Source organism: Rhizobium sp. YAF28 (assembly GCF_052113285.1).
Taxonomy (GTDB): Bacteria; Pseudomonadota; Alphaproteobacteria; order Rhizobiales; family Rhizobiaceae; genus Rhizobium.
In genome coordinates this window covers 25184-50111 of the sequence record NZ_JBFRCX010000022.1, presented here as the reverse complement: position 1 = coordinate 50111, position 24928 = coordinate 25184, and the positions used below count along the sequence as shown (strand labels likewise).

Sequence of the window (24928 nt, the reverse complement as noted above, 5' to 3'; positions counted from 1 at the left end):
CAACAGCCATAACAGTCTCGCGTAAAAATTGACTCGCCTTCCGCTGGGAGATGTGACCATGTGCATAAGTGGTCGGCTCTTCTATCCAGCCCGCGAAGCTGTGCTTTTTGAAGCCCGCCCACCCCCCTGCGGCAGGCTCGTTCCGAACCACGAGCGCCCGGTACCCAACCGAGAACCACATTATGTGGTGGGCTTTGCCGTCAGTGTCGCGCTTGCTGAGCCTCGGCAGCTGTTTTTTGGCTGATCGCCTGCAGTCCGCTCTTGCCGCGGCGTCAGCGTTAAGGCCGGCAAGAAGACATGGCCAATGAGAAGATATGGCCAATAAGAAAATATGGAATGGAAGAGAAATAGCATGTCACGCCAGGATCTCGACCGCATACTGTTTGACCGCATCTGGGATCTCGGCGCCCAGGCGGTGAAGGATGATCACGTGTCGGCGCTCGCCTATGTGACCGTCACCAAGCCGACCCTGGAAGAATATCAGGAGAGTCACGGCCCCCTGCAGGCCGATCTCATAAAGGTCATCCAGCTCGGCATCCTGAAGCTTCGCGAAAGAGGCGAATTGCAGGAGCCGTAAGCCTGTAGCTTCGAGGCTCGGCTGTTGCTGAGCGAAACGCTGCACTTTCCGCCCCCCGGTCGCAAAAGGTAACGGTGATCGTCTGTCGACCGTCATGGAAGAACCTGCCTGCCTTGCACAGGCTTTCCCGGCGCGACATTCCGGTCCTGGGAACCGTCCCATAGCCCTATTTGATTAGGCTTTTTTTTGGAACGATCTTTCAGGCTCGTGGTTCTGCTACAGGCCCTCAAAAGCCGGCCGCCGCGCCCCACTCTGTTCTCCTGTAACGGAGGCGGCGGTCACTCGTCCGTGAGGAAATCAGGGCACTCGCCGACGTTTCGATCCGAAACCCGCCTGCAGAAAATCCCGGCAGCGCTCCGGTTAAACCCGGCTGTCATCCTTTCTCAAATGGCGATGGGAGCCATCCCGATCGCCCCGGAGAGAGTGCGTGAGTGAGCCTGATTGCCAGGCGTTCCGCCGGAGATCGTCATGCAACAGGCACAACTGTTGCCATCAGAAACTTGTCGCGATCCACTAAAAAAGGAACGCGGCATGACCAGCGCGAATTTCCCCGAATGCCTCTCGATCACCCTGCAATCCGAAGGCGGCCTCTCCATGGAACGCACCGACCCCGGCAACTGGACCGGCGGCAAGATCGGCAAGGGCACGCTGAAAGGCACCAAATACGGCATCTCGGCCGCCGCCTTCCCCAATCTCGACATCCGCAACCTGACGCTCAATGACGTCAAACCCATCTACAAGGCCAAATACTGGGATGAAATCGGCGGCGACACTCTTCCCCCAGGCTTCGACCTCGCCACCTTCGACTACGCCGTCAACTCCGGCCCCACCCGCGCCCTGCGAGACGCCCAAACCGTGATCGGCGCCCCCGCCGATGGCAAACCCGGCCCCCTCACCCGCGCCAAGGCCGCAACCGCCGGCACTAAGGAAATCAAAGCCCTCTGCGCCCAGCGGCTCAGCTTCATGCAAAGCCTGGCGATCTGGAAAACCTACGGCAAGGGCTGGTCGGCGCGCGTGGCGAAGGTCGAGGCAAAGGCCGTTGCGATGTTCCTGCGCGGCCAGCCGGGCGTGGATGCTAAGGCGGCGCTGGCGGATGAGGCAAGCAAGGCGGAGAAGGCTGCCGCGACGCTGCGGAAGGCGGTTGCAGCGATTGCGGTCTCGGCGTCGGGTGGCGCGGGCACAGGTGCAGTGCTGCCGACAGAGCCGAATTTGCTGGTGCTTGGCGCGGTGATGCTGATTGGGCTGGTCGTGGCGGGCGTGCTGGTGTGGAAGGCGGTGCGGGCGAAGGAGCGTGCGGAGGCGTATGGGCAGATGGCCGAGCGAGCATTGGGCAGCAACGTCGAGTCCTGAAGCCTTCGCTCTAGTCTACGCAAATGCTTCCGCATCGGTCACTACTGCAATTGAGCGATAACACGCCTTAGCCTGCAAAGGATGGTTGATGATACTCGACAATATCTCGAATTGCCCGTTTGATCGCGGAATATCTTCAGACGAGTGACTTGGAGGAATATGTGAAATTCAGGCTGTTCTATGAAGGGGAATTGCTCTCCTCAGGTAACAACTCCAAACGACCGGCCCATAAACACGCCATTCGTCGCGCGTTTCATAAACAACTGCGAGAGCTCTGGAGGGTCGACGGCAATCTGATCAACTGGATGGACTACTCAACGTCTAGACAGATTCCGCAATTTGAGAAAATTGCCCGCGACTATCCCAGATGGAACTACAACTGGGTGCGGCTTGTGAGCGATGCGACGAGGACGCATTGCTCTCTAGAAGTTCTTATGCTTCGACCAGTCACAATGACGACGATAGGCAATCTTCATTTGAGTGGATGAGGTTAGCTCTCGCAGCCCTCAGCGTCACAAATACCGCGTAAAAGCACGGTTTCCGTGCTCTTATATCTCGTCTGCACCTTGCGACCGCCTGGCGTGATGAGGGGGCTAAGCTATTTATGCTTCCATCCTGTTTTCCAATACCTCACTCATTCACCTCCCTCGCCGCTTCCACCACCTCAGCGACAATCTCCGCCACATCCTCCGGCCGCGTCCGATGGTTCACGAAACACGCCCGCAGCGCAAACTCCCCGTTGATCGTCGCATTCGAGAGATACACCCGTCCGCGCGAAATCACCCGCTGCAGAATGGCCTCGTTGCTCTTGCTGCGATGGCGAAAGCAGACGGCGCTGAGCGGCACCGGCGCCAGCAGTTCCAGCTCCTCGTGGGACTGGATGGCGGTTGCGAGCAGTTGGGCGTGCCTGAGATCGCGGGCGATCGCCTCGCGATAGGCTTCGCGGCCGTGATATTGCAGGGACAGCCAGAGCTTCAGCGCCCGAAAACGGCGGGAAAGCTCGATCGTTTCGTCGAAGAAGGCGAAGGCCTCGCCGGGATCCTGGTTGAAGATTTTTACATAGTCGCCGCTGTGGGAGAAGGTTTTGCGCGCCGCATCGCGCTCGCGGTAAAGCAGGCAGCTGCAATCGATCGGCTGGTAAAGCCATTTATGCGCATCGAGCGAGATCGTGTCGGCAAGATCGAGCCCGTCGAACTTTTCCGGCGCGGCAAGAGCCGCCAGCACACCGAAGGCGCCGTCGACATGCAGCCAGAGGCCTTCGGCCTTAGCAATGCCGGCAATCTCGCGCAGCGGATCGATCGCCCCTGTCGCGACCGAACCGACGCTGGCGACAATGGCAAGCGGCGCCCTGCCCTCCTTCCGGTCATCGGCGATTGCCGCGATTAGCGCATCGGTCCGCATGCGGAAATCCGCATCGACGGGGATCAGGCAAAGGTTGCTGCGGCCAAGACCCAAGAGCGCCATCGCCTTGGGGATCGACATATGCACCTCCTGCGACGCATAGACGACGCCCGGCCGCGCGCCCTCATCATTGGCGGGCAGTTTGCTTTCGCGGGCGATCGCCAGCCCCATGAGATTGGCCATCGAGCCGCCACCGCAAAGGCTTCCCGAATAGCCGTCGCAGCCGATCGCTTCCGCCAGCCAGCCGATGACGGCGCGCTCGATGGTGACAGCCGCCGGCGCCGAGCGCCAGGAGGTGACATTCTGGTTGAACACGGAGGCCAGAAAATCCCCGACAGCGCCGACCGGCTCGCCCGAGCCCGCGACGTAGCCGAAGAACCGCCCCGTCGAGGGCCGCACATGCTCGGCCATCGCCCTTATGTCATCGAGAACCGCTCTGCCCCTGCCCGCATCCGGCCAGGGCCGATCGAAAAGCCGCGCCGTCTCGGCACTGCTGGTCATGGGATAGGAAGGCCGCTCTTCGAGCGAGGCCCAGTAATCGCCGGCAAAGGCCATCGCCTCCGCCATCAGGGCGTTGAGTTCGCGATCGGACGTCTCCAATGCCTGCATCTCATTATCCTCCATCCCCACCGAAAGGCGGGTCCTCCCCGACATCGGCAACAAGAGCCTTCAGCCCCGCCGCCATACGCGCATCACCCACTCTCATGCAATTTTCAACCGAATCTAGAATAAATTGAAGAATGCAAAGAACATAATTCCCGCGATGCGAGAATCAAAATAAAGATGCCCTTCTCGTCACAGCACAAGCGCTGTCAGCAGCATAATTAAGGGATAATCATGCGCGCCTATATTGCAATGACACTGATCGCCACCGGATTGCTCACCGGCTGCGTGCCGACCGAGAAGCAATATGATGCAGCTGTCAGAGTGTTGCGAGGCAGCGAGCGTGAGAGAAACGGGCTTTTGGACGAGTGCATAAGGCGCCTCGGCTTTTCCGACAAGAAGGCCCGCCATAACGCCGCTGTCGTGATGAACGTGGCAGAAAAGGACGCTCCGAAAGTTGCCTGCAGCCGATACACGAAAGCGATCGTTTCCGGCAGCATAACCTATCAGGATACGCTCGACATCAAAAATGGCCGCTACACCCCGAAACTGATCAAGATCTTCCAGGGCCGATAGGCTGACCGCCTGTCACCCCTGCCCTTCACGCCCGATATTTTGACGACAAAGCGGGCGTGATCGCCGGCGTCAGCAATTCCGGCAAAACTGCGCAGCGGTTTTGCGTCAGGAACTGCGTTAAACAAAGAGATAGAGCATCTTCATGATTCGAATAAAAACGGAAATGCTCTAGATTACCCCTAATGGCCTGTTCGGCGACCGCGTCGCCATCTGGATGCGCCACCTTTCGAAGGAGAGCGCATGAAAAAACCGAAGCGTATTGAAGAGATGAGTACGGAGGAGCGCGCCGATACGCTGCGGCGGCTGAGCCAGACGCTGCATTTTTCGGCGATCGTCGCCAGGCAGGCAGGCGACATGCTCTGCAAGCCGCTGGAGGAACTGGCCGACAGGCTGCTGCGCGATGGTGCTGCAATATCGACCGATCGCTCCGAGGTCGCCATTGATGTCATTGCCGAAGCCATGAACCTGCTCGGGCGCTTCGAGCTGAGCCATTCGGGCAACAAGTCGACATTGCATTGACCCCGAGGTCGCTAGCGATCCTCCACGGTCGAGCCGATCCCCCGAGGTAGCTTGCGATCCTCCAGGTCGAGCCGATCCCCACGGTCGCCTCTTGCGATCCCCCGAGGGTCGCCCGGGGGATGCGCCGAGCTGCATCCGGACGGGCGCGACGGCCCTTGTAAAAGCCCGCCGAAAGCCTAGTTTGGATAGGATAAAGTTTGTCCTAGCGCGCGTCGGCGCCGAGCCAAATCCCCTCTCTTGACAAGCCCGTTGTGGGCCTGTCCACCGGCGTTAGGAAACCCCATGGCCGCCACCAAAGAGCGCTTTTTCAAACAACAGGGCCGGCCGCCCGCCCGCAAGGCCGAGGAACCGCCTCACGCGGCCTATGCAATCATGGCGACCGAAGCGCGCCAGCGCGATGCAAAGACGGCGAAGCTGCGCGCCTTGCGGCTGGAGCGTGAGGCAAGCAGCCTTCAGGAGGTAGGCGAGCCTGTCGCAGCAAAAGCCAAGCGCAAGCCTGCCGTCCGCCGCTCGCGGTATCAATAAACCGGTGTCATCTCCCCTGACCCCGCAAGCTCGGCTTTTATGGCCATGACCACCCAGCCTCCGATAAACGATATGTCGCTCGAAGAACGCCTTGAGACCCTCAAGCTTCTGAGCGACGCGCTGCAATTCTCAGCCGTGATTGCCCGCCAGCAGGGCGATGAGGCGTACAAGGCCATGGATTGTCTCGCCGAGCGCCTGCGCGCCGATGCGCAGATACTGGCGCATGATCCTTCGCCGACGACCAACGCTGTCGTCATGGAGGCGATCACGCTCCTTGGCAATTTCCAGATGGCCCATCCGGCTCGCAACAACAGCAAGCATTGAGCCGCTGCTGTCGGCGGGGATGGACTGGCCTGCGGTTGACGCGCCGGTCGGCCGGCTGCAAAGCCGGTGTCCTTTAATTTTGATAGTCCGAATTTTTGGATATTGAGGCGCGGCCGCGGATTTTTTATGAGAAGCTGTAGACCCAGTGCGGCGGCAATAAAAAAGCGCTCAGCCACCTCGTATGGCTGAGCGCTTTTTTTGACCTGGCGGGTGGCCCGCCGGGCTTACCTTCCGCGCTGTGGCTTGCGGCTTTTATCGTTCTTGTCTTTGGCTGACGACGTCTTGGCGTCCAGCGCCTGACCGAAATTCGTGCCTCCAAGGTGCCCGCCGCCGCTGGTGTTGGCCAGCTGGCGCTCGGCACGTCGAAGCAGCTGTGCTGCGTCTGTCTTGCTCATTTTTCTCTCCCGGAAAGTTGCTCGCAAATAAAAAGGCCGGGGCTGGCCCGACCTTTCCAGGGTTCGCAAGTCCGCAGTGCCAGTACATCCGTGGTCAAAGCGGGGGTGCGAGCCGATTGTTTATTCAGAGGCGAGGTTCTGCGCGGCGTTCTTGCCGCTGCGGGGGTCCTGCACCAGATCGAAGCTCACGGACTGGCCTTCACGCAGGAAGGACATGCCGGACTGTTCGACAGCAGAAATATGAACGAACACGTCAGGCGAGCCATCCTTAGGCGAGATGAAGCCGAAGCCCTTTGCCGTGTTAAAAAACTTTACAATACCTGTATTCATAACGATTTTCCTTTCAATCGCATAGAATTACTGCGCCCGCTGGATGCGGGCCGTAAATGGTCGAGCTTGAGAGGAAAGATTAGCCAATGCGCCTTTGCGCAAAAACGAAGCTAACGAAGCAAATTCGATTTTGAAGAGATAGGCTATGTTTGTGTTCATAACAAGGTTACATTTATTTTTATTTGGTTTTCGCCCGTTGCCGCACTGGTAAAACAGGCGCATGTTGGCTGGTCAGCAGCCATCTTTCCGGGCGCTGTTGGTTAAGGGCATCCACACCCTGGCCCCGACCGAAAGGAGGACGCGATGTCTTCCTCCATCCATCAGACCTTTCTCGACGGCGACGATATCAACCTGCTTTCACGCGTACTCAAAAGCGCCGGATATGACGAAGCCGCAGCGCCGGAGCTGTTCGCACAGGCTGCCAGCAAGGCACTTGCTCTCTTCAGACGCGGCATGCGCCGCGAAGAAGCATTGCTGACAGCAATAAGGATCATGCAGGACAGGCAGCAGATCCTGCGGCAAACCGGGAATACCGAATTTGAAAGCCGTTTCGCAATCCAGGGCCTGCCGCCGTCCAGCATCATCATCGATGAGGCCGGAGCCAGCATCATCATTGATGCGACGGAAGAAAGCGCTACGCGCAAATAATCTGCATCTGCACCACGCGGTACATTGAAAACACGGCTGCCACACGCGCGTCATCACGCCCGCAATTTTCAACTCTGTTTAGAATAAATTGAAAAATCCCAAGAGTATAATTCCCGCGAGGCGAGAATCAAAATAAGGAATCCTCGCCATCACAGCACAAACGCTGCCGCATTATAATTGAGGGATAATCATGCGCGCTTATATTGCAATGATATTGCTTGCCACAGGACTTCTCGCCGGCTGCGCGCCGACCGAGCAGGAATACGATGCAACGGTGACGATGCTGCAGGGCAGCCCGCGGGCACGGACCGAAGTTCTGAACATGTGCACCAAGCGCATGAGTGCAACCGATGCCGCCTGGCATCGCAACGCAGCTGTCGTCATGAACGTATCGGAGAAGGACGCTCCGCGCGTTGCCTGCAGCCGGTATCTGAAGGCCCTCGTCTCCGGTCGCGCCACCTATCAGGACGCGCTCGACCTCAGCAATCGTCGCTATACCCCGAAGCTCGTCAAGATCTTCCAGGGTCGCTGAGGCGCAAGACCGGTCGTCTGTCGCAACTGCCGTTCACGCTCGCTGGCTTAACAGGACCTGCGAGCGTGATTGACGTACCGGCTCGCAAATTCCGCCGATATCGGGCGGTGAAACGGCTCCCAGCGGCAAGACTCAGCCGCTCCATGACATGGCGGCCCTCGCCCAGCTGCCGCGCTGCGCCTCTGGAACGGGATCGATCGTGTTGAGCCTCATCGTTATCGAGCAAGCCTCTTCGTCGCTGAGTTCGGCAAGTTTCGTCAGCTTATTCAATTCGTCCATGGTCACGCCCAGGCGCTGCGTGATCATTTGCACGATGTCCTGAGCGGTCAGCGTAACGGTCGCGGGCTCCCGCATTTTCCCGTCCTCATAGGCCAGGCGCTTGGCTTCCATAACTTGCCAATAGCTCTCCTTGATCTGTGGAACGGCCTGCGCGGTCTGAGACACCCGCATACTCATAAGATCCTTGCAGCCCTGCGGATAGTATCGCGCAAGAGCCTCGTTGAGCGCAGCCGTCTTCTTCAAGACATCGATCGCAATGGCATCGCTTGCCCGCGACAGCGCAGGATTGCCGTATTTGGCCACCATGGCAGCTGCTTGCGCTCGCGGATCGATATTGCCCCCCGAGGCTTCGGCCTTGGCAAACAGCTGCCGCGCTTCATCCTCGTGATCCATGAAGACCGCGTGAACGAAAGGATTGATACCAGCGAGAACCTGCATCTCCTTTTCGAAGGAGCCAGCCTTCGTTTCCTGCGCAGCCGAGTCCGATGCGGGCTTCGCATCTGCGGCAGGCTTTTGCTTCTCCGGGGACGGACCCAGCGAGAGCAACGCCCTGCCCCAATCGCCCTGCAGCTCTTTTGGCAAAGCGCGTACGTTATAGAGTTTCTTTGCGATCGAGCACATGTCTTGGTCGCTCACCCCGGCAGGAGCTTTCAGCACCTTGTCTATCTCGCTCCCGGTCATTCCCAGGTACCGCGTCATGATCCGGTACAGCTCCTTGCCGGACATCAAGGCAACCGGAGCGCGGAATTTCCCATCCTCATAAGCATAGGTTTTCGCTCGCAGATCATCCATCCGACCGTTTCTGACTTCCACAACGGAATACCAGTCAGGCATATTGCCGGTGAAGAAATACTCGCAGCCTTCGGGATATTTGGCGGCCACGATATCGGCAAGCGCGGCCGTCTTGTCCATGACTGCAATCACGGCACTGTCGCCTGCGCGCGAGAGGGCCGGAGTGCCATACCTGTCGATGACCGTCGCAAGGGTTTTCTTCTGTTCAACCCATTTCTGACGGCCCGTCTCCGCGTAGACTTTCAGTACGATATCCCTGTGATCCCGATAAATGGCCTGTAGATAAGGATTTATCCGTCCGGTCAATCGGATCACCATATCCACAGGATCTTCCTTGGCATCTTGCGCGATTGCGCCCGATGCGAGGAACGCGACGGCAGCCAGCAGCGATAATAATCTTTTCACGAAACCCACCCCAATAGTTGCAATTCTTTATCAAAGACCATCAGTTGTGCCGCTTTGCCGGGCAGCATGCGCGGCGTCACCGGCGGCGACAGCCCACACGCGACCCTATTGCTTGACTGAAATGACATCCCTCGCCCAGTCGCCTCTGCGGGCTTCCGGCACGCCCGAGACGTTCCAATATCTCTTCAGGATCGAGCACATCTGCGCATCCGGAACCTTCTCGGGAATGAGAAACAGGCTCATCTCGATGTTGCTCACTCCAAGATACTCATTCACCAAATCCAGAAACTCGATTGAAGACAATCTCGCGACCGGCGCCCGCGACTTTCCATCTTCATAGGCAAGAAGCTGGGCTTGTCGAAAATTCCGGATGCGGTCAGTAATCTCTGGAACGGAGTTTCCGTCGGGATGCGCCGAAAAAGATACGAAGTACCTGCAACCCTCAGGCTCCCAGCTGGAAAGCACATCAACGACCGCGCCTGCCTTCCTAGCCACATCGATCGCATAGGCATCGCTGGCGCGTCCAAGTGCCGACAACCCGTATTCCGTATAGATGTCGGTCAGGGCCTCTATCGCCCCCTCGCGATCACCTGCAACAAGCTTCCTGTTGATCGCCCGCACTTCAGCCGGGTGGTCCGCGAGCATGGCTTCAACAAAAGGATCGTCATAATCGCTCGCCTTGTCCTCTGCCTTGGCAGCCGGCGCATTGGCACTCTGCGCCATCGCGGCATCACTTGTCGCAAAGATTGAAATGACGACGACACCGGCCGCGATTGCGGACAGAGCCCAATTTATTCTCATCATGAAACCCCACCCTGAATAGTTGCAAATCTTCTATGTCTGAAATTGCGAACCGTCCACAACCCGTTCAAAAACTGGTAAAAATATCAGAGAAATAAGCGAGGCACCTCACAAACAGTACCCTATATATCCCATCGCATCAGCCACACCCCGCGACCACTATTGACCGCAACGTCTCTATTGCCGCAGGGCATATCTTATGGCTCAGCTATTCAGCTTCAGCGCCAGCTGCTGCCCGCCAAACACCTTCAGCACATGTTTGTTGATCGGCCGCATCGCCTCGATGCGGCGTTGTTCTTCCCGCCTGCGCGCTTCGTGGCGCTCGCGGTCTGCGCGCAACTGCGCGGCAAAGGCCATGGCCTTGTCTGCTGCTCCTGAATAACTCGGGCTTGCTGCCATCGAACTCTCCATCAGAACATAGATGAGAACGTTTATTTGTTCTTATTTTGTTCTCATTTTCGGAGAAGTCAAGACTATCGATTCACGGCAGTACAAAGGATGGGATTCCGGCGCGGGAAGAGCGGTGCCGGCAAAAAGACAGGAAAGCGCCAAGTCTTTGACGCAGAAAACTATTCTCTCGTCTGGAGCCAGACCATGGCGAAAGACATGAGGCCGCAAAGGGTGGCGATCAGAAGCAGGTTGTCCATCGAAATCCTCCTATATGTGGCAAAAACGCGGCAGAAGGGTTTTGGTTCAATTGCCTCTCTTTTTCAGGCGATCTTCTCGCCCCTGTTCTCCTTCGCTTTACCTTCGCCTCCTGTCCAAGCGCTGCGCGATATCAGGCGTTCCAATAAAAAAGGCCCGTAGCATTCCTGCTCGGGCCTCACTTTATTCCACTGATGCCTGTCTATGCCGCCCTGATCACGGTCATGATGACGATATTTCCAGCTTCGTCTCGGGCGCTGTCTGTCATCGCAATAACCTTGCCGCCAAATTCCGCCTCGGCCTCAGCGAACGCCTCCCGCACCAGGCGAAGCGTTTCCAGATAGGCGCTGTTGTCTCGCCTGGGCATTGCAAGCAATGCCTTGATCCCTGCGCTATCGTCCGTCATGAGGCTGATGCACTCCTTCGCTGCGGCTGCGTGGCGACCATCGATCCGCTTTGCAAGGTCGGTTGGATGGATGCGTCTGCGGCCTTCTGGCTTTGCTCGATCCTGACATCATAATATCAGCATCGTCCTCCGTTGCCTTCCCGGAAAACGGCACCTGGGTCAAGTGCGGGAAGCGGCCTCCAGGAAGATGACGCCCGGCGCCCCAACACCCATCTCGCTTTATCGCCATGCCTCATGTATAAGCCCTCGTCCCATTCCCGCCCCCGCCCCGGCGTTTCGCCAACGAGAGCTTGCAGGATCGGGCCTCTGCCACGACATGAGGCCACGGGACCCACGACCGGACGAAAGAAGACTTGAGATCATGACCACGGCAAAGACGGCTGTTTCAGAAGCAAACCAGCGCTATTTCAAGGCGCCGGTCTTTGCCGTAGCGCCCATGATCGACTGGACGGACCGCCACTGCCGCTATTTCCACCGCCAGATCAGCCTCAACGCCCTGCTCTATACGGAAATGGTCGTCGCCGATGCCATCATCCATGGCCCCCGCGAGCGCCTGCTCTCCTTTGATGGCACCGAACACCCCGTCGCCCTGCAGCTGGGCGGCTCCGATCCGACCAAGCTCACTGAGGCCGTGCGCATTGCCGAGCCCTATGGTTATGACGAGATCAATCTCAATGTCGGCTGCCCGTCGGATCGTGTCCAGTCCGGCACTTTCGGCGCCTGCCTGATGCTGACGCCTGAAACGGTTGCCGAATGCATCGCCGCCATGAAGAAGGTCGCGAAGGTCCCGGTCACCGTCAAATGCCGCATCGGTGTTGACGAGCAGGAGCCGGAAGAGGCTCTGCCTACGCTGATGACCCGCGTGCTCGATGCCGGCGCCGACGCAATCTGGATCCATGCCCGCAAGGCCTGGCTGAAAGGCCTGAGCCCCAAGGAAAACCGCGAGATCCCGCCGCTCGATTACGAGATCGTCTACCGCATGAAGGCCCGCTTCCCCGATGTCTTCATCGGCATTAATGGCGGCATCCGCACGCTGGATGAGGCGCAGGCCCACCTCGCCCATGTCGATGGCGTCATGCTCGGCCGCGCCGCCTATCAGAACGCCGCAATCCTTTCCGAGATCGACCAGCGCTTCTACGGCGCAGCGGCCTCGGAGCCAGATTGGAACGATCTGCGCGACCGCATGATGGCCTATGCCGAACGCCATATCGCCAAAGGCGGCCGTCTGCAGCATATAGCCCGCCACATGGTCGGCCTCTTCACCGGCCTGCCCGGCGCCCGCCGCTACCGCCAGATCCTGTCGACCGATGCCGCAAAGCCGAATGTCGGCCCGGAAGTGATCGCCGCAGCCTTTGCCGCGGTCGATTTTTCCGGCTCGACGGAAGCCGTCAGCGCCTGAGCGGCATCAGGCATCGATCCGAACCATTAGAGCAACCATTTGCCGACCGATCGGGCTTGCAGCCCGGTCCGTTTCCTTTCGACGTTTGAACGAAGTGGGGTTGAACGCGTTTATCACGGTCCCCCAAAAGAGTATGGAAGGAAACACTCATGAAGAATCTCGTCATCCTGGCAGCTGCAGCTTCCCTCGGTTTCGTACCCGTGGCCGAGGCCGCGAGCCAGCACAAGCAACCGAAACATGCCGCCCAGCAGGTCGTAAATGAGCCGAGGCAACGTCTCGGCACCCTTTCCTGCGAAGTCGCCGGCGGCGTCGGCATGATCGTCGGCTCGAGCAAGGCGATCGACTGCAGTTTCAAGCAGAACACCGGCAAGGTCGAGCATTATACAGGCACGATCGGCAAGCTCGGTCTCGATGTCGGTGTCACCGGCAAATCCTATCTCAGCTGGATCGTCGTCAACACCGCGCCCACGCGCGTCGGCGATGGCGCTCTCGCCGGCACCTATGTCGGCGCATCTGCCAGCGCGTCCGTTGGCGTCGGCCTCGGGGCAAATGCCCTGGTGGGCGGAAATTCGAAGAATTTCGCCTTGCAGCCGCTCAGCGGCGAAACCGGAACCGGCGTGAATCTGGCCGCAGGCGTCTCTCGCCTCCAGCTGAAGGCAACGCGCTAGACCGGACAGGCGGCGGCCAACCGGTCGCCGCCGCTTGCCGCGAAGTCGCTCGCGCGCCATGTGCGAGAAACGATTGGCGTTTTCCCGCTATCGGCTGAGCTTGTCGGCATGGTGCTGGCCTTTTGATGAAGCAGGCCGAAATAACGGCAATGGCAGTCCGTCCAGTCGATCATTGGCAGAACAGCTGCTGCCCCCCTGGTCTTCACAATGGCCCGGTGGCACCGTATCTTACGCTGCCCCCAGATATACCGCAGCCCAAATGCGCGCTCACCAGCCGCGCCTGAAAACAGCCACTATATAGGAGGTTAGCCAACATGAAAGATGTCATCGCGTTGGTAACGGGTGCAAGCCGCGGTGTCGGCCGCGGGATTGCGCTTGCCCTGCTCGCCGAGGGAGCCACGGTGCACGTTACCGGCAGGACGCGTTCCGAGGCGAGCCTTGAAGGCATACGCGCGGGATCGCTGGAAGGGCTCGAGCTCGAGGCTGCGGACCTGCCCGGGCGTGTTGTTATTCATCAGTGCGACCACAGCAAGGACACTGAGACCGAGCGCGTGGCCGAAGAGATCAGGGCCGGCAACAGGCTGGATATTCTGGTGAACAATGCATGGCCCGGCTATGAAAACATGGTTGAGGATGGCGATTTTACCTGGCCCCGCGCCTTCTGGGAGCAGCCCCTCTGGCGGTGGGACGCGATGATGGGCACCGCGCTGAGGGCGGCTTTCATGATGTCGCGTGCAGTCGCACCTCTCATGATCTCGGCGCAGCGCGGCCTGATCGTCAATATCTCATTCTGGGCAGGGCAATTCTACGATGGCAACGCGATCTATGGGATGGCCAAGGCTGCTGCCGACAAGATGGCTGCAGACTTCGCGCATGATCTGCGCCCGCACCATGTCGCCGCTGTCGCGCTCTATCCCGGCCTGGTGCGCACCGAAGCCGTGATGCAGAACGCCGAATATTTCGACCTGTCCAATTCCGAGTCACCGCAATTCATCGGCCACGTCATATCGGGACTTTGGCGAGACCCGGCGCTGGTGTCGAAATCCGGAAAAGTCCTGGTCGCAGCCGAGCTCGGCCAGGAATACGATATCGCCGACATCAACGGCTATAAGCCTGTTCCCCTCACCGCGGCGGACTTTGCCAAAAGCTGAAGTCATGCCGGCAGCGACGGCAAACCGGACCTTGGACTCAGGCTGCCACCAGCAACAACACATAAGCCACGACCGTCACCATCAGCCCCCGAAAGGCAATCGTCACGAACCGGTATTTGCTCCGGGCGATGTGCGAGAGAATGTCGGCATTTTCCACATACTGGTCGAAGAGATAGCGCTCGTCACGCCGGATCGCCGCCTCGAAGAAGGTATCGCGATGTCTGGGCCATGCCCCCCAGAACATCGATGTGGATTTGTCGAGCCGCCGCGGCAGCACCACGAGGATGGCCGACAGAATCGAAAAGACCGAGGCTGCGGCCAGGAGCCCGGAGAAGAGAATGGCCTGCGGCGTGCCCTGCGCATAGCGCGCCCAGGTGAAGACCGCCCTCACTTCGACGGAGCTCACAAGAAAGGCGAGCATAAAAGTAAAGATATAAGCGGCCTTCTGATCCGATATCTTGATCTGATCATAGAATATGTCGTTGATTTTCTTGATATGGTCGAAATATTCCGAGCCAATATCTTCTGTCGACGGAGAGCTGGAGGGCAGCTCCGCAAAATTTTCAAACTCGCTCAAAGGAAATCCCACCCCACAATAGTGTTTCCCTAATAATACACTTGGTTGCGAAAGCAAGAACACGTGTGCATCCAGCTTGACTTTTACACCGCGCTTGGCCAAAGGGGAAAAAGATGCGGGGGTATCTGAAATGTCGGGGCTGAAGTCTTTTCTGTGCGCAAGTACATCTCTTGCGCTCATGTCAACATTACTTTCATTTCCGGTTGCAGCCGAGCCGCTGCAGCGCGCCACCCCGGTTGCAGGCTCGGTCATCGCCCGCAAGACCGGCGAGGAAGTGCGCTTCGTCGATGTCAGCAACTGGCGCGTCGTCGACCTCAACCAGGACCTCCTGGATGGAGACGTGCTGCGCACCAATGCCACCGGCCAGCTCGCCATTCTCTTTTCCGATCACACACAGATCCGCCTCGGCCGCAATTCCGCGCTGCAGGTCAAGAAGATGTCGCAGACCGGCGACACGATCCTCAACCTGCAGTCCGGCACGATCTGGGCCCGCGCCCAGCGCGGCGGTCAGGGCCTGACGGTCGAAACCCCCGCCGCGGCGGCCGCTATCCGCGGCACGGACTGGACCATGACCGTCGAGGGCGCCAAGACTTCGATGATAGTGCTCGAAGGCCGCGTCTCGCTCAGCAACCCGCAGGGCAGCGTCGATGTCAACGAAGGAGAAGGGGCTGTGGCCACCATCGGCCAGGCGCCCCGCAAGCTCGTCATCGTCACGCCTGACGATCGCGAACAGATGCTTTTCTATCTGAACCTGCGCGATGGCTTCGGGCTGATGCCCACTTCGCCGCTGCCGGCTGGCCGCATGGCGTCCGAACGCCGCCGCGTGATGGCGCTGCCGCCCGAGCGGCGCACGACGGAAGACTGGCTGACGCTCGCAGAGTTGCAGAGCGCCTTTGACGGACGGCAGGTTGCAGCTGCAACGTTACAGGCGTTGCGTGGCCGCAAGCTGACCGTCGCCCAGCAGGCGCGTGTCGACCTGATCGAGGCGACCATCGCTGGCTCCGAAAAGCGCTACGCCGATGCTGCCAGGCTTTTTGAAAAGGCCGCGCCGCATCTCGATGCCGATAGACGCAACATGGCGCAATATGGCGGCTATTTCGCCCGCTCGCTCGCCGACCCCGCCCATGTCGAGCAGCCACCGGCGGCCTCCGTGGGCGTCTATGGTGCCATAATGCGGGCCTATACAGTGGGCTTCCTGAAAAACCCGCGTGCGGCGATCGAGATCATCAGGCAGGCGGAAAAGCGCTATCCCAACGATCCCACCCTGCCGGCGATGCGCGCCCAGCTTGCCCAGCTCATCGATGACCGGGTGCAGATGAAGGAAGCGGCCGATCGCTCGCTGGCGCTCGATCCCGATCATCCGATCGGCCTTGCCGCCCGTGCCGGCTATAAGGCTGCCTATGAGAGCGATATCAAGGGTGCGCTCGCAGACCTGAACCGCGCCATCGAACTTGCACCTGGCGCTTCCGGCTCGCTCAATTCCATGGGCCTGCTGCAGAGCGCCCGCGATGCCAATGGCGAAGCCGAAAAGGCATTCCTGAAGGCGATCGAACTCGATCCGCAGGATCCCGTGCCGCATGCGAATCTCGCGATCCTCTATCTCGACCAGTCGCGCATGAAGGAAGCCAAGCGCGAGATCGATACCGCGCTCGCCGTCGATCCCTCCTTCGATATCGCGCTTCTTGCCCGGGGTCGCTACTACCTGCAGACAGGCGAGCGCGACAAGGCGCTGGAAGACCTGCTTGCCGCCAGCACAGCCAATCCGGCCCATTCGCAATCGCAGCTGATGCTTGCCGCCGCCCATTACGAAAAGCGCGACCGCCTGCCCTTCAACCAGGCGCTCGACAATGCCGACCGACTGGACAAGAACGATCCAGTCATCTCCTCCTTCCGCACTGCCGTCGATATCGACGACTACAATGCCGATGGCGCGATCAGGAATGCCCAGGAATTCCTGCGCCGCTCGCGCGCCCGAGGCGGCGACTATATCGGCCTCGGCGCCAATGAGGATGCCGGCTCGACGCTGAACAACGCCTTCCGCCTGCAGGGCCTGGATGCCTGGGGCCGCTACTATGGCGATGCCGTCTTCAACCCCTTTGAAGGCACCGGTTATACCGACCAGTCGATCAAGGGCAGCATCTTCCCGTTCGTCAACGCCACCAGCTTCAGCGATGACAGCGTCAGCCAGTACCGCACCAATACGTCGAGCTTCTCCTCGCTCTTCCAGGGCCTGCTGCTCGATCCGCATATGCTCTCTGGCCGCTCGCGCTCGGCAAACATCCTGCGCACGCCCTTCATCGAAGGTTCTGTCGGCGGCGGCATCAACAGCGTCGACGGCCACACCCGCCGCACCGGCGAGGCAGAAATACAGGGATTTTCTAACGAGACGATCCCAATCAGCTTCTTCGGCAACATCACCTGGGAGGAACTGGCGCTCGATGGCGACTACCGCAACTTCGGCGGATATACGACGGACAACAAACTGCTCAGTGCCAATGGTTATCTGACGGCAACGATCACACCTGACGATCGCATCGTGGCCTTCGTCAATCACGCCAAGAATGACGGGACGTTAAGCGCACTGTCACAAAGCACACTTCTAACGGACACGCTCAACGACGCTTTGGTCCGATTGGGGGCACCTCCGTTCATACCCACCGTCGACCTGCCGCTTTATACGGATCGACGCGGCACCTCAGAAACAACCAATGCGGGCTTGGGATGGAGCCATACGTTTGGCTACGAAAATGTATTGAATGGCGCTCTTTTGTATTCCGGAAGTAAGTCCCGGGTAACGACCGCCTTCCAAGTCGACGATGCCTTGCTGATCGGCACGCCTGACCCCGATATCATTCCTTTTAGCGACAGTATCGAAGACCTGTCTTCAAAAGCTTACGTTGCGGCGCTGAGTCACGCCATTGGTGATGATACGCTCACCTGGCGATACGGTATCGAAGCTGGATGGATTGATGCAAGCGCAAGCAGCCTTTTTCATCTGAACGAGATTATTCCCGCCTTCCCGCTCATTCCAGAGGGGACGATCGAAACGCCTGAACGCAGTAACCGCATTAATATCGGCCGCGCCTATATCGATGTGCTTCATGACATCACACCTGACCTTAAAGGCGAATACGCTCTCTTTGGCACGCGTATGGAAGGCGATGGTGTCGATGTGAGCCGATTGGAGCCGCGCTTCGGTCTTGCTTGGGCGCCGATTCAGAACCATTGGCTGCGCGCGGCCTTCATGCGCCAGAGTCTCGATACCGGCGTGCCTACGCTGGCCCCGATCGGCATTCTCGGCCTGCAGTCCAACCAGTTCTCCGTTGGTGCGGAGGGTTATGCCGACACGATCGCCCTGCAGTGGGATGCGGAATGGACCGACCGTTTCTTCACGTCGGTCGAATACCAGCATCAGGAGCTGCATGATTTCTCGATCGATCTCCCGCTGATCGCCCTTCCGTCCGTCGAAAGCATGTCGCTCTCCCGCGGCAGGATCGACCGCGCCGCCGTCACTGGCAACGTCGCCCTCGGCAATGGTTTCGGCCTTTCGGCCACCTATGCCTATATGGATTCGGAAAACAAGGATCCGTTCGCGCCGAACTACGGCGGCGCTCTACCCTTCATACCGCAGAATTCAGGTCAAATCGCACTCACCTGGGTCAACGAAGCCAAGGTAAAAGCGACGGTCGCCGCCAATTATATCGGCGAACGCAATGATGAATTCGGCACCAAGCTCGACGATTACTGGAGCCTCGACGCCCACCTGATCTGGGAGCCCTTCGACAAGCGCATCGCGCTCGAAGCCGCCGCCTATAATCTCCTCGACGAGGACTTCGAGATCACCCCCGGCGTGCCCGGCTGGGGCCGCGCCTTCAAGGGCAGCCTGAAGATCCGCTTCTGATGATGGCGCGCCCGGCCGCCCTGCAACGGCTTCAGGCAGAGCGCCCGATCGAGACGCGCTCGTCGCAGCGCCCGCCCGGCTGGCCCTTCTCGAGCCGCGGCATCCGTCTTCTCGTGCTGGCGCTGGTCACGCTGATCACCATTTCGCTGATCTCGCGCCTGCCCGCCTGGACGCTGACGGAGCTGCGCACCTTCGACTATCTCTCGACGGTCGATGACCCAACACCGCCGGCCGATGGCCCGATCATCGTGGCGATCGACGAACCGGCGCTTGCCGATATCAACGCCCAGTGGCCCTGGCCGCGCAGCCTGCATGCCGAGCTCGTCAAACAGCTGCGCGCCGCCGGCGCAAGAGCCATCGCGCTCGATATCATCATGGCCGAGCCTTCGACGGCTGAAAACGATCAGGCCATCACCGCTGCCGTCGGCCCTGATGTCGTGCTTGCCGGCGATGAAACGTTGATCAAGACGCCCCAGGCCGACCAGCTGCTGCGCACCACGCCGCTGCCGCAGATGACGGATGCCGGCGCGCGCACCGGCATTGCCTCCATCACCCTGAATGGCGACGGCATCTTCCGCAATATTCCATCCTATGAGGATGGCTTTGCCATGGAGCTCGCCAAGGCTGCGGGCATCAAAGCGCTGCATCTGCCGGCAGGCTCTCTCATCCAGTCCTTCGGCCCGGCCCGCTCCTATCCCACAGTCTCCTACTATCAGGCGCTGGACCCGAAGAATTTCCTGCCGCCCGATATCTTCAAAGGTCGGGTCGTGCTTGTCGGCCTCAGCCTGCAGAACGCGCCCGAAATCGATCAGGGCGGCGCCGATGCCTATGCCACGCCCTATACCGTCCACACCGGCAAGCTGATCTCGGGCGTCGAGGTACAGGCCACCATCTACGATAATATCGTCCATGGCCTGGCGATCACGGAAGCCGGCCTGCTGCCGGTCGCAATCTGCATCCTCATATCAGTCATTCTGGCCGCGATAACGGTCTGGAAGTCCACGAGCTGGCGCACGCTGGTCGCGACCGCCGCCGCCGTGCTCGCCTTTGCGGCAGCAAGCTATGCCGGCATCCGCTTCGGCCATGTCTTCGTCTCGCCGCTTGGGCCGACCGTTGCCTTCGTGGCCGTCGCCTTCGGCCAGGCCGCCTTCGATTATACCGAGGAGCGCCGCCAGAAGCGCCAGATCACACTGGCCTTCGCCCAATATATCTCGCCCGATCTCGTCAAGCGCCTGTCGAACGATCCCTCGCAGCTGAAGCTCGGCGGCGAGCGGCGCACGCTCTCGGTCCTGTTTTCGGATGTGCGCGGCTTCACCACCATTGCCGAAACCATGAAGGACGATCCCGAGCAGCTGACGGCGCTGATCAACCGGCTGCTGACGCCGCTATCGGATGTCGTCATGGATCACGGCGGCACGATCGACAAATATATGGGCGATTGCATCATGGCCTTCTGGAATGCGCCGCTCGACGACCCCGATCATGCCCTGCATGCGGTCAAGGCCTCGATCGCCATGCAGGATGCGATTGCGACGCTGAACCGCGAGCTGGAGCGCGAATCCGCCGCCACCGGCCGGCCGCTGCATATCCTGAAGATGGGCGTCGGCATCAATACCGGCGAATGCATCGTCGGCAATATGGGTTCCACCCGCCGCTTCGACTATTCCTGCCTCGGCGACAGCGTCAACCTCGCGTCTCGTCTGGAAGGTGCTTCGAAGAATTACGGCATCGCCCTGCTGCTCGGCGAAGAAACCGCCCGCCTCGTCAGCGACCGCTACACCGTGGTCGAGCTCGACCGCATCATCGTCAAGGGCCGCACCGTCCCCTCGCCGGTCTTCACCGTGCTCTACGGCTCGCACCGCGCGGCACTCCCGGATCATAACGCCTTCCTCGAAGCCAAATATGCGGGCCGGCTCACCGTCTCCGACCCGGCCTTCGAAACCCTGCCGAAGGCCATTCCAGAGCTTTCGGCCTATTACGCATTGATGCGCAGCAACCTCGCGCAGGACGACGCGGCCCCATAGAGCAATTCCAGCAAAAGTGTGGAGCGGTTTTGCGCGACATGCTTTACGATGTCGCCAGACTCGCCAGATCAATCAGCCAAGAAGTCCCGCCATGTCCCTTCCCGCCACCGTCATCCCCCTGCCGCAACCGGTTCTCCTGCCCGTCGAAGGCAGCGCCGAGGCCTTCCCGGTCCGCCGCGTCTACTGCGTCGGTCGCAACTATGCCGATCACGCCATCGAAATGGGCCATGATCCGAACCGCGAGCCGCCCTTCTTCTTCCAGAAGAACACCGACAATCTCTTCGCCGGCAAGGATTTCCCCTATCCGCCGCTGTCGAATGACGTGCATTTCGAGGTCGAATGCGTGCTGGCCCTGAAGGCCGGCGGCGCCGATATACCCGCCGAAAAGGCGCTCGACTGCATCTATGGCTACGGCGTCGGCATCGATTTCACCCGCCGCGACCTGCAGGCCGAAGCCAAGAAGCTCGGCCGCCCGTGGGAGCTCGCCAAGGCCTTCGAATATTCCGCCCCGGTCTCGCCTCTCGTCCCGGCAAGCCGCCTCGGCCATCCCGCCAGTGGCCGCGTCTGGCTCGATGTCAATGGCGTCAGAAAGCAGGACGGCGACCTGAACCAGATGATCTGGAAGGTGCCGGAGATCATCGCCGAACTGTCAAAACTCTTCGTTCTGGCACCGGGCGATGTCATCATGACCGGCACGCCCGCCGGTGTCGCCGCCATCAACAGGGGCGACAGCATCTCCTGCGGCGTCGACGGCATCGCGACGCTCTCGCTGAAAGTGGTCTGAGGAGACGGAAATGGCGATCTATGCGCTTGGAGGCCTGAAACCGAAACTGCCACCCCACGGCACCTTCTGGATCGCCCCCGACGCGCATGTGATCGGCCATGTCGAGCTTGCCGAAGAGGTCGGCATCTGGTTCGGCGCAGTGCTGCGCGGCGACAACGAACCCATCGTGATCGGCAAGGCCACCAACCTGCAGGAAGGCGTCATGGTCCACACAGACCCCGGCTTCCCAACTACGATCGGCGAGGATTGCACCATCGGGCACCACGCCATCATCCATGGCTGCACGATCGGCAACAACTCCCTTGTCGGCATGGGCGCCACGATCCTGAACGGCGCCAGGATCGGTAACAATTGCCTCGTCGGCGCCAATGCGCTCATCACCGAAGGCAAGGAATTCCCCGACAACTCCCTGATCGTCGGCTCGCCCGCCAAGGCGATCCGCACCTTGGACGATGAGGCGGTCGCCAAGATCACCCAATCCGCGAAGAAATATGTCGGCAACTGGCAGCGCTTCGCACGGGATCTCGAGCGGATCGATTGAAAATCGACCGCGGGCGGATCGACTACCGTCGACCGCGGGAGGATCAGGCAGTGAGCCGGTTTTCAGTCGGTCGTTGCGGCGAGAATCCTGCCGCCTTTCGGCTCCTGGACGATGATGGCGCTCTTCAGGTCGCCAGCTGCGGCCGGGATCGGCAGCTTCAACATTTTGCCGTCCCAGGTGCCGAGACGCGTCAACTCGTGCACGACATGGGCGTGCGGCAATGTCTCGCCGGCATTCTCGCCTCTGGCGACCGGAACCTGCACGGTGCCCGGAGCATAGCGGACGAGCCACACGTCGGCAGCGGCGGTCCGGCCCTTCGCAGCGTCGATGACAGCCACGTTCCGGGCTAGCGCGATCCCGGGGCCGGACGGCGCGGGCTCGGACGCGATCACGCGCCAGATCTCGTTCAGATCATAGCCGACGGTCGACTGGTGGCCGTTGACCACCATCTGCGGCGTGAAAGGGCCGGATTGGCCGAGTGCGGGCTCATAGGTTACCTGCCGGTCGGTGAATTCCTTCTTCCCGAAAATGTCCTTCCATCCAAGATAGTCCCAATAGGTCACCGAGAAGCTCAAGGCGAGCACGTTCGGATCGTTGCTGAGCTTGACGAGATTGGCATTGGCCGGAGGGCATGAGGAACAGCCCTGGCTGGTGAACAGTTCGACGACTGCAGGCGACTGCCCAGCGGAGGCCTGAACGGTGGAACCAAGAGCAAAGACTGCTGCGATGATCGCAAGATTGAACGCAACTGAATGTTTCATGGCGGTGCTCCCTGATGATCTGCATCTCGTTCTTCTTCGCAGGTGGAACGCCATTCGTTACAGCTTCACGCACTTGTGACGGCGTCGGCCGGATGTCCGGAAAGCCGCGCCGCCAGCCTTTCCCGCCGGCAGGTTCCCGGCTGCAAAGAAAAAACTTCGGGACGCCTGTAACAAATCCCGCTTCGCCTACGTACATGCTGTAGGGGCGTGACGGTACCGGACATCGAAAACGATCATGGCAACACTCGACGATCACAGCCAGGCCACTCCAACAGGCCCGATGACCACAGTCATCCGCCGGCACTCGCTGGCGACCCGCGTGACACACTGGATCAACGTTCTCTGTCTCAGCCTGCTTTTGATGAGCGGGCTGCAGATTTTCAATGCCCACCCGGCGCTTTACTGGGGCCAGTACGGTGCGGATGCAGATCCGTCCTGGCTGTCGATAAGTGCCGTCGATGAGGATGGCGGCACGCGCGGCGTGCTTCGCATCGGCAATCTGCAGATCACGACAACAGGCATTCTCGGCGTTTCGGGAACGGGCGATGACGCGACCGAGCGTGGCTTCCCTTCCTGGATCACCATTCCGAGCTATCAGGATCTCGCAACCGGCCGCCGCTGGCATCTGTTCTTTGCCTGGCTCTTCGTCATCAACGGATCGATCTATGCGCTCATCGGCTTTCTGTCAGGCCATTTCCGCCGCGATCTGGCGCCGAGCGGCGAAGAGATCTCGCCGCACCATCTGGGGCAGGAGATCGCCGACCACGCGCGCCTGCGCTTCCCCAGAGGTGAAAAGGCAAAGCATTACAATGTGCTGCAGAAGCTCGCCTACCTGATCGTCATCTTCATCCTGCTGCCGCTGATGTTTGCAACGGGCTTGACCATGTCACCCGGCATGGATGCCGGCTATCCCTTCCTGCTCGACCTCTTCGGCGGCAGGCAAACGGCCCGGTCGATCCACTTCATCTGCGCCTGGTCGATCGTCCTCTTCGTTTTCGTGCATATCGCCATGGTGATCCTGTCCGGCCTCTGGAACAACATGCGCTCGATGATAACGGGCCGTTACGTGATCGAAACCGAAAGGGACGATCGATGACCTTCTCCATCACACGCCGCGGCCTGCTGATCGGGTCGGCTGCCGGCCTCGGTGCATTCGGCCTGACCGGCTGCGACGATGTCGTCCAGAACTCCAATGTCCAGTCCGTTCTCGAAATGGCCGAGACGCTGACGATGAAAAGCCAGCGGCTGCTCGTTCCCAAGGACAAGTTGGCGCCGGAATATTCCGAAGCCGATATCTCGCCGACATTCCGGCCGAACGGCACCAGCCAGCCAGACAGCGAAGCCTATGCGCAGATGATGGAAACCGGATTCGCCGACTGGCGACTAAAGATTGACGGGTTGGTAGAGCGTCCCGTCGAGCTTTCGCTCGCAGATCTGAAGAAGCTGCCGTCGCGCACCCAGATCACACGGCACGACTGCGTCGAAGGCTGGAGCGCCATCGGCAAGTGGACGGGCGCGCAGCTCGGACCGCTCCTGCAGAGCGTCGGGCTGAAACCTCAGGCCCGCTATGCCGTCTTCTACTGCGCAGACCAGCTCGAACAGACGCTGGACGGCAGCGGAACCTACTACGAAAGCATCGATCTCATCGACGCCTTCCACCCGCAGACCATCCTCGCCTACCAGATGAACGGCAAGGATCTGGAGGTCGCCCACGGCGCCCCGCTTCGCCTGCGCGTCGAGCGCCAGCTTGGCTACAAGCATGCCAAATACCTGATGCGGATCGAGATGAAGGACAGCTTCGCCGGCCTGTGGGGCGGCAAGGGCGGCTTCTGGGAAGACCGGGGCTACGAGTGGTACGCCGGAATCTAGGCACCCGTGCCTGCGGACAGTCTTGCCGCGGGACAGTCTTGCAAAGGGCTGCCCGAGACGCTGGGGAAGCTCCTCAGTATGCGCAGAACATCTGGCATCCGCACGCCGACGCTGCCATAAATGAGCTTCATCGAGGGAGGCATCA

28 protein-coding genes are annotated in these 24928 nt (G+C 60.1%); 19 read left to right on the top strand and 9 right to left on the bottom strand.

The features are described 5' to 3' along the window. The first annotated feature begins 352 nt into the window (after positions 1-352). The 3 genes from AB4Z13_RS31935 (at position 353) to AB4Z13_RS31925 (ending at position 2415) form a co-directional block, all read left to right on the top strand. The gene (locus AB4Z13_RS31935) at positions 353-577 is read left to right on the top strand and encodes a hypothetical protein (protein ID WP_113325344.1); all 225 of its coding nucleotides are present in this window, start codon (positions 353-355) and stop codon (positions 575-577) included. A gap of 468 nt (positions 578-1045) precedes the next feature. Continuing rightward, positions 1046-1927, top strand: coding sequence for a glycoside hydrolase family 108 protein (locus AB4Z13_RS31930; protein WP_442207715.1), 882 nt, complete (start codon positions 1046-1048; stop codon positions 1925-1927). Between the two features lie 161 nt (positions 1928-2088). After that, a complete protein-coding gene (locus tag AB4Z13_RS31925) occupies positions 2089-2415 on the top strand; it encodes a hypothetical protein (protein ID WP_442207714.1) in 327 nt (108 codons plus the stop codon). A 142-nt stretch (positions 2416-2557) separates the two neighbouring features. Here the strand turns inward: AB4Z13_RS31925 and AB4Z13_RS31920 are convergent, their stop codons facing one another. Continuing rightward, positions 2558-3937 carry a pyridoxal phosphate-dependent decarboxylase family protein gene (locus AB4Z13_RS31920; RefSeq protein WP_442207713.1) on the bottom strand — a complete coding sequence of 460 codons (1380 nt, stop codon included), beginning with the start codon at positions 3935-3937 and terminating at the stop codon, positions 2558-2560. Between the two features lie 228 nt (positions 3938-4165). On the opposite strand from AB4Z13_RS31920, the gene AB4Z13_RS31915 reads away from it, so the two are divergent. The 4 genes from AB4Z13_RS31915 (at position 4166) to AB4Z13_RS31900 (ending at position 5875) form a co-directional block, all read left to right on the top strand. Next, positions 4166-4507: a hypothetical protein gene (locus tag AB4Z13_RS31915; RefSeq protein WP_113325342.1), complete on the top strand. Its 342-nt coding sequence runs from the start codon at positions 4166-4168 to the stop codon at positions 4505-4507. A gap of 240 nt (positions 4508-4747) precedes the next feature. Beyond that, a complete protein-coding gene (locus AB4Z13_RS31910; RefSeq protein ID WP_025669006.1) occupies positions 4748-5026 on the top strand; it encodes a hypothetical protein in 279 nt (92 codons plus the stop codon). 282 nt (positions 5027-5308) lie between these two features. Further along, a complete protein-coding gene (locus AB4Z13_RS31905; protein WP_025669007.1) occupies positions 5309-5551 on the top strand; it encodes a hypothetical protein in 243 nt (80 codons plus the stop codon). Positions 5552-5623: 72 nt separating this feature from the next. Next, on the top strand, positions 5624-5875 hold the full coding sequence (locus tag AB4Z13_RS31900) for a hypothetical protein (RefSeq protein ID WP_310386612.1): 252 nt from the start codon (positions 5624-5626) through the stop codon (positions 5873-5875). A gap of 224 nt (positions 5876-6099) precedes the next feature. Here AB4Z13_RS31900 and AB4Z13_RS31895 read toward each other — a convergent pair whose 3' ends face one another. Together AB4Z13_RS31895 and AB4Z13_RS31890 are read right to left on the bottom strand one after the other, a co-directional pair. Beyond that, a complete protein-coding gene (locus AB4Z13_RS31895) occupies positions 6100-6270 on the bottom strand; it encodes a hypothetical protein (RefSeq protein WP_310386614.1) in 171 nt (56 codons plus the stop codon). Positions 6271-6390: 120 nt separating this feature from the next. Further along, positions 6391-6600, bottom strand: a complete 210-nt coding sequence (locus AB4Z13_RS31890; RefSeq protein WP_007826441.1) for a cold-shock protein — start codon at positions 6598-6600, stop codon at positions 6391-6393. 303 nt (positions 6601-6903) lie between these two features. On the opposite strand from AB4Z13_RS31890, the gene AB4Z13_RS31885 reads away from it, so the two are divergent. Beyond that, positions 6904-7248: a hypothetical protein gene (locus AB4Z13_RS31885; protein WP_442207712.1), complete on the top strand. Its 345-nt coding sequence runs from the start codon at positions 6904-6906 to the stop codon at positions 7246-7248. Positions 7249-7438: 190 nt separating this feature from the next. Next, positions 7439-7780, top strand: coding sequence for a hypothetical protein (locus tag AB4Z13_RS31880; RefSeq protein ID WP_442207711.1), 342 nt, complete (start codon positions 7439-7441; stop codon positions 7778-7780). Positions 7781-7912: 132 nt separating this feature from the next. On the opposite strand, the gene AB4Z13_RS31875 is transcribed toward AB4Z13_RS31880, so the two are convergent. From AB4Z13_RS31875 to AB4Z13_RS31865, 3 genes are all read right to left on the bottom strand, one after another. Beyond that, entirely contained in the window at positions 7913-9265 is a 1353-nt protein-coding gene (locus AB4Z13_RS31875) for a hypothetical protein (protein ID WP_442207710.1), read from the bottom strand. 96 nt (positions 9266-9361) lie between these two features. Next, a complete protein-coding gene (locus tag AB4Z13_RS31870) occupies positions 9362-10060 on the bottom strand; it encodes a hypothetical protein (protein WP_439015662.1) in 699 nt (232 codons plus the stop codon). Between the two features lie 201 nt (positions 10061-10261). After that, a complete protein-coding gene (locus AB4Z13_RS31865; protein WP_246778895.1) occupies positions 10262-10414 on the bottom strand; it encodes a hypothetical protein in 153 nt (50 codons plus the stop codon). 237 nt (positions 10415-10651) lie between these two features. Between AB4Z13_RS31865 and AB4Z13_RS31860 the strand changes: the two genes are divergently transcribed. Continuing rightward, a complete protein-coding gene (locus AB4Z13_RS31860) occupies positions 10652-10864 on the top strand; it encodes a hypothetical protein (protein WP_439015663.1) in 213 nt (70 codons plus the stop codon). 40 nt (positions 10865-10904) lie between these two features. Here the strand turns inward: AB4Z13_RS31860 and AB4Z13_RS31855 are convergent, their stop codons facing one another. After that, positions 10905-11108: a hypothetical protein gene (locus AB4Z13_RS31855; RefSeq protein ID WP_007818518.1), complete on the bottom strand. Its 204-nt coding sequence runs from the start codon at positions 11106-11108 to the stop codon at positions 10905-10907. A 361-nt stretch (positions 11109-11469) separates the two neighbouring features. On the opposite strand from AB4Z13_RS31855, the gene dusA reads away from it, so the two are divergent. From dusA to AB4Z13_RS31840, 3 genes are all read left to right on the top strand, one after another. After that, a complete protein-coding gene (gene dusA / locus AB4Z13_RS31850; RefSeq protein WP_442207709.1) occupies positions 11470-12507 on the top strand; it encodes a tRNA dihydrouridine(20/20a) synthase DusA in 1038 nt (345 codons plus the stop codon). A 149-nt stretch (positions 12508-12656) separates the two neighbouring features. Then, on the top strand, positions 12657-13175 hold the full coding sequence (locus AB4Z13_RS31845; protein ID WP_442207708.1) for a DUF992 domain-containing protein: 519 nt from the start codon (positions 12657-12659) through the stop codon (positions 13173-13175). 314 nt (positions 13176-13489) lie between these two features. Beyond that, positions 13490-14326 carry an SDR family NAD(P)-dependent oxidoreductase gene (locus tag AB4Z13_RS31840; protein ID WP_113325329.1) on the top strand — a complete coding sequence of 279 codons (837 nt, stop codon included), beginning with the start codon at positions 13490-13492 and terminating at the stop codon, positions 14324-14326. 37 nt (positions 14327-14363) lie between these two features. On the opposite strand, the gene AB4Z13_RS31835 is transcribed toward AB4Z13_RS31840, so the two are convergent. Beyond that, positions 14364-14903: a Pycsar system effector family protein gene (locus tag AB4Z13_RS31835; RefSeq protein ID WP_113325328.1), complete on the bottom strand. Its 540-nt coding sequence runs from the start codon at positions 14901-14903 to the stop codon at positions 14364-14366. Positions 14904-15033: 130 nt separating this feature from the next. Here AB4Z13_RS31835 and AB4Z13_RS31830 point away from each other — a divergent pair, with 130 nt between their 5' ends. The 4 genes from AB4Z13_RS31830 to AB4Z13_RS31815 all read left to right on the top strand — a co-directional run bounded on the left by AB4Z13_RS31830 (position 15034) and on the right by AB4Z13_RS31815 (position 22153). After that, complete coding sequence (locus tag AB4Z13_RS31830; RefSeq protein ID WP_442207707.1) at positions 15034-18804, top strand: FecR domain-containing protein; 3771 nt, start codon at positions 15034-15036, stop codon at positions 18802-18804. Beyond that, positions 18804-20828, top strand: coding sequence for a CHASE2 domain-containing protein (locus tag AB4Z13_RS31825; RefSeq protein WP_442207706.1), 2025 nt, complete (start codon positions 18804-18806; stop codon positions 20826-20828). Before AB4Z13_RS31830 ends, AB4Z13_RS31825 begins: the two co-directional genes overlap by 1 nt. 91 nt (positions 20829-20919) lie before the next feature. Then, positions 20920-21612, top strand: a complete 693-nt coding sequence (locus AB4Z13_RS31820) for a fumarylacetoacetate hydrolase family protein (protein ID WP_442207705.1) — start codon at positions 20920-20922, stop codon at positions 21610-21612. Between the two features lie 10 nt (positions 21613-21622). Next, positions 21623-22153: a gamma carbonic anhydrase family protein gene (locus AB4Z13_RS31815; RefSeq protein WP_442207704.1), complete on the top strand. Its 531-nt coding sequence runs from the start codon at positions 21623-21625 to the stop codon at positions 22151-22153. A gap of 62 nt (positions 22154-22215) precedes the next feature. Here AB4Z13_RS31815 and AB4Z13_RS31810 read toward each other — a convergent pair whose 3' ends face one another. Beyond that, positions 22216-22914: a DUF1223 domain-containing protein gene (locus AB4Z13_RS31810; RefSeq protein ID WP_310386632.1), complete on the bottom strand. Its 699-nt coding sequence runs from the start codon at positions 22912-22914 to the stop codon at positions 22216-22218. A 235-nt stretch (positions 22915-23149) separates the two neighbouring features. Here AB4Z13_RS31810 and AB4Z13_RS31805 point away from each other — a divergent pair, with 235 nt between their 5' ends. Together AB4Z13_RS31805 and AB4Z13_RS31800 are read left to right on the top strand one after the other, a co-directional pair. After that, a complete protein-coding gene (locus AB4Z13_RS31805) occupies positions 23150-24010 on the top strand; it encodes a cytochrome b/b6 domain-containing protein (RefSeq protein ID WP_113323933.1) in 861 nt (286 codons plus the stop codon). Continuing rightward, on the top strand, positions 24007-24783 hold the full coding sequence (locus AB4Z13_RS31800; protein WP_113323934.1) for a molybdopterin-binding protein: 777 nt from the start codon (positions 24007-24009) through the stop codon (positions 24781-24783). The genes AB4Z13_RS31805 and AB4Z13_RS31800 overlap by 4 nt, the downstream gene beginning before the upstream one ends. Positions 24784-24928: the final 145 nt, after the last annotated feature.

Coding starts and splice junctions, on each gene's coding strand:
- AB4Z13_RS31905 (WP_025669007.1), top strand. CDS start 5,309: ATGGCCGCCACCAAAGAGCGCTTTTTCAAACAACAGGGCCGGCCGCCC.
- AB4Z13_RS31820 (WP_442207705.1), top strand. CDS start 20,920: ATGTCCCTTCCCGCCACCGTCATCCCCCTGCCGCAACCGGTTCTCCTG.
- AB4Z13_RS31865 (WP_246778895.1), bottom strand. CDS start 10,414: ATGGCCTTTGCCGCGCAGTTGCGCGCAGACCGCGAGCGCCACGAAGCG.
- AB4Z13_RS31885 (WP_442207712.1), top strand. CDS start 6,904: ATGTCTTCCTCCATCCATCAGACCTTTCTCGACGGCGACGATATCAAC.
- AB4Z13_RS31920 (WP_442207713.1), bottom strand. CDS start 3,937: ATGCAGGCATTGGAGACGTCCGATCGCGAACTCAACGCCCTGATGGCG.
- AB4Z13_RS31900 (WP_310386612.1), top strand. CDS start 5,624: ATGTCGCTCGAAGAACGCCTTGAGACCCTCAAGCTTCTGAGCGACGCG.
- AB4Z13_RS31805 (WP_113323933.1), top strand. CDS start 23,150: ATGGCAACACTCGACGATCACAGCCAGGCCACTCCAACAGGCCCGATG.
- AB4Z13_RS31825 (WP_442207706.1), top strand. CDS start 18,804: ATGATGGCGCGCCCGGCCGCCCTGCAACGGCTTCAGGCAGAGCGCCCG.
- AB4Z13_RS31830 (WP_442207707.1), top strand. CDS start 15,034: ATGTCGGGGCTGAAGTCTTTTCTGTGCGCAAGTACATCTCTTGCGCTC.
- AB4Z13_RS31910 (WP_025669006.1), top strand. CDS start 4,748: ATGAAAAAACCGAAGCGTATTGAAGAGATGAGTACGGAGGAGCGCGCC.
- dusA (WP_442207709.1), top strand. CDS start 11,470: ATGACCACGGCAAAGACGGCTGTTTCAGAAGCAAACCAGCGCTATTTC.
- AB4Z13_RS31800 (WP_113323934.1), top strand. CDS start 24,007: ATGACCTTCTCCATCACACGCCGCGGCCTGCTGATCGGGTCGGCTGCC.
- AB4Z13_RS31810 (WP_310386632.1), bottom strand. CDS start 22,914: ATGAAACATTCAGTTGCGTTCAATCTTGCGATCATCGCAGCAGTCTTT.
- AB4Z13_RS31840 (WP_113325329.1), top strand. CDS start 13,490: ATGAAAGATGTCATCGCGTTGGTAACGGGTGCAAGCCGCGGTGTCGGC.
- AB4Z13_RS31930 (WP_442207715.1), top strand. CDS start 1,046: ATGCAACAGGCACAACTGTTGCCATCAGAAACTTGTCGCGATCCACTA.
- AB4Z13_RS31935 (WP_113325344.1), top strand. CDS start 353: ATGTCACGCCAGGATCTCGACCGCATACTGTTTGACCGCATCTGGGAT.
- AB4Z13_RS31880 (WP_442207711.1), top strand. CDS start 7,439: ATGCGCGCTTATATTGCAATGATATTGCTTGCCACAGGACTTCTCGCC.
- AB4Z13_RS31870 (WP_439015662.1), bottom strand. CDS start 10,060: ATGATGAGAATAAATTGGGCTCTGTCCGCAATCGCGGCCGGTGTCGTC.
- AB4Z13_RS31890 (WP_007826441.1), bottom strand. CDS start 6,600: ATGAATACAGGTATTGTAAAGTTTTTTAACACGGCAAAGGGCTTCGGC.
- AB4Z13_RS31845 (WP_442207708.1), top strand. CDS start 12,657: ATGAAGAATCTCGTCATCCTGGCAGCTGCAGCTTCCCTCGGTTTCGTA.
- AB4Z13_RS31895 (WP_310386614.1), bottom strand. CDS start 6,270: ATGAGCAAGACAGACGCAGCACAGCTGCTTCGACGTGCCGAGCGCCAG.
- AB4Z13_RS31860 (WP_439015663.1), top strand. CDS start 10,652: ATGGCGAAAGACATGAGGCCGCAAAGGGTGGCGATCAGAAGCAGGTTG.
- AB4Z13_RS31915 (WP_113325342.1), top strand. CDS start 4,166: ATGCGCGCCTATATTGCAATGACACTGATCGCCACCGGATTGCTCACC.
- AB4Z13_RS31855 (WP_007818518.1), bottom strand. CDS start 11,108: ATGACGGACGATAGCGCAGGGATCAAGGCATTGCTTGCAATGCCCAGG.
- AB4Z13_RS31815 (WP_442207704.1), top strand. CDS start 21,623: ATGGCGATCTATGCGCTTGGAGGCCTGAAACCGAAACTGCCACCCCAC.